1 protein-coding gene is annotated in these 2,862 nt (G+C 72.3%); it reads left to right on the top strand.

All coding sequences use genetic code 11. From position 1 onward, the window contains the following. Positions 1-6: 6 nt before the first annotated feature. A partial coding sequence (locus tag ACZ6CL_RS42820; protein WP_468946976.1) for an SDR family NAD(P)-dependent oxidoreductase occupies positions 7-2,862 on the top strand: 2,856 nt, incomplete at its 3' end.

Below are 2,862 nucleotides of genomic sequence, written 5' to 3'. Positions count from 1 at the left end.
GAGCAGGTGGCCGCGGTGGTGGCCGCGTGCCAGGAGAAAGGTGACCGGGCGCGGTTGATCGATGTGGATTACGCCTCGCACGGTCCTCAGGTCGACGAAATCCGCGACGAGTTGACGCGTGTACTGGACGGCATCCGCCCGAACGACACCTCTGGAAGCGGCATCACGTTCTACTCGACGGTGACCGGCGGCCGGATCTCGACCAGCGGTTTGGACACGGCGTACTGGGTGACGAATCTGCGGGAGCGCGTACGCTTCGCCGACGCGATCGAGGCGCTGTTGCTCGACGGGCACCGGGTGTTCATCGAGGCCAGCACCCATCCCGTACTCGCGGTCGGAATGGAGGAGACCTTCGAGCGGGCGAGCGTGGACGCGGTGACCGTGCCCACGCTGCGCCGCGACCACGGCGGTCAGGACCAGCTGGTGCGCTCCCTCGCCCAGGCGTTCGTCGCGGGCGTCTCCGTGGACTGGACGACCTTGTTCTCGGCCGAGCCGACGCCACGGACGGTGGATCTGCCGACGTATGTCTTCCAGCGGCGGCGGTACTGGGCGGCTGCCGCGAGTGGTCGGGTGGGCGATGTGGCCGCAGCGGGGTTGCAGCGTGTGGAACACGCCTTGCTGCCCGCCGCGGTCGGGCTGCCCGATGGCGGGTTGCTGCTGACCGGCAGGGTCTCCGCCGGAGGTGGGGGCTGGCAGGCCGAGCATGCCGTCGCGGGTGCGTCGTTGATGCCCGGTGCGGCGCTGGTGGAGTGGGCGTTGCGGGCGGCCGATGAAGCCGGGTGCGGCGGCGTCGAGGAGCTGGCGCTGCAGGTGCCCTTGGTCCTGCCCGAGTCGGGGGGCTTGCGCGTACAGGTAGTGGTGGGCGAGGCGGCCGAGGACGGAAGGCGCGACGTACGGGTGTACTCCCGCCCCGACCGCACTGCCGAGCCGGGCGGCGACCCGGGATGGGTGTGCCACGCCGATGGCGCGCTGAGCCCGCCGTCGCCGGGCCGCCCGGGGGAGGAACTGCCCGGCACATGGCCCCCGGAGTACGCGAAGCCGCTGGACGTGGCGGGGTTCTACGAGCGCGCGGCGGCGATGGGGTACGTGTACGGCCCGTCCTTCCAGGGCCTTCGGGCGGTGTGGCGCGATGGCCACGATCTGCTGGCCGAGGTGGCGCTGCCCGAGGCCGCCGGAGACCATGACGGCTTCGGTATCCACCCGGCGATCCTCGACACCGCCCTGCACCCCCTTCTGCTGGCCGACGGTTTCGCCGCCCACGCCCACGCCGACTCCGACTCCGGCCCGGCGGAGGCCGAGCAGCTGTGGTTGCCGTTCGTCTGGAACGGCGTATCCCTGTGGGCCACGGACGCGACCACGGTCCGCGTCCGGCTCACACCGCGCCAGGGGAGCGCGGACGGCGAGCGCGGGGTACAGCTCCTCGTGGCCGATGCCGGGGGCGCTCCCGTCCTCACGGTGGACTCCCTCACGATGCGCCCGGCCGACGCCGAGCAGCTGCGGTCCGTGGGCGGACGCGATGCCGGTGGGCTGTTCACGCTCGACTGGACGCCCTTGCCCGAGGACGCGTCGGCCACGGCGGATGACGACGACTGGGTGGTCCTGGGCAGGGACCACGGCCCCGATGGCGCGGTCTGCCACCCGGACCTGACGGCGTTGGCCACCGCGATGGACGGCGGTACGCCTGCTCCGGCCGTGGCCTTGGCGTATCTCCCCGCCGTGGGTGAGCCCGCCGACGACGACCTCGTGGCGGATGCCGGGCTGGCCGCCGTCGAACGCGCGCTGAACCTGGTGCAGGGTTGGCTGGCCGAACCACGCCTGGCTGACGCCCGATTGGTGGTGGTGACGCGGGGCGCGGTCGCGTGTGCTGAGGAGGTGGATTTGGCCGTTGCCGCCGTATGGGGCCTGCTGCGGAGCGCCCAGGCGGAGCATCCGGACCGATTCGTCCTCCTCGACACGGACCCGGATCCTCATGCCGATGTGTCCCACCGCGGCGTGGCCGATGCCGTGGCGTGGGCCGTACGGGCTGATGAGCCGCAGGTGGTCATGCGGGGCGGGCAGCTGCTGGTGCCCCGGCTGGCCGTTGTCCGCGCAGGGCAAGGCGGTGACGAGTCCACCACCGAGCGGCCAGCGCTCGACCCGGACGGGACAGTGCTCATCGTCGGCGGCACGGGTCTCCTGGGCGGCCTGGTCGCCGAGCACCTCGTCCGCACCTGGCAGGTCAAGCATCTGGTGTTGGCGAGCCGCCGGGGCTCCGAAGCCTCGGGTGCGCGCGAACTGACCGACCGGCTGCGCGACATGGGCGCACAGGTGCGGATCGTCCCGGTGGATGTCACGGACGCGGGCGCGGTGGCGGAGCTGGTGGTGGGGATCGATCCGCAACATCCGCTGACCGGGGTCATCCATGCCGCGGGTGTGCTCGACGACGCGGTGCTCACCTCGCAGACGCCGGAGCGGGTGGCGCGGGTGTGGGAGGCCAAGGCCACGGCGGCAGCGCATCTGCATGCCGCTACGGCGGATCTGCGGCTCGGCCTGTTCGTGGTGTTCTCCTCGGCGGCCGGGGTGGTGGGTAACGCGGGGCAAGCCGGATACGCGGCGGCGAACGCCTACGTCGATGCGTTGGTCGCCCGCCGCCGGGGTCGCGGGCTGCCCGGGCTGTCGGTGGCATGGGGCCTGTGGGAGCAGGCCAGCGCCATGACCGGGCACATGGGCCACATGGATCTGACTCGGCTCCGTGGAATGAGGCCGTTGTCCTCCGAGCGCGGACTCGCCCTGCTGGATGCCGCGTGTCGACTCCCGGATCCGTTGGTGGTTGCGGTGGATCTTGATGTGGCGGGGGTGGTGGGCGGTGGTGTGCCCGCGGTG

This window comes from Streptomyces sp. NPDC041200 (assembly GCF_055591805.1).
The sequence above is the reverse complement of the archived record's forward strand: the minus strand, read 5'-3'. Positions and strand labels throughout refer to the sequence as shown.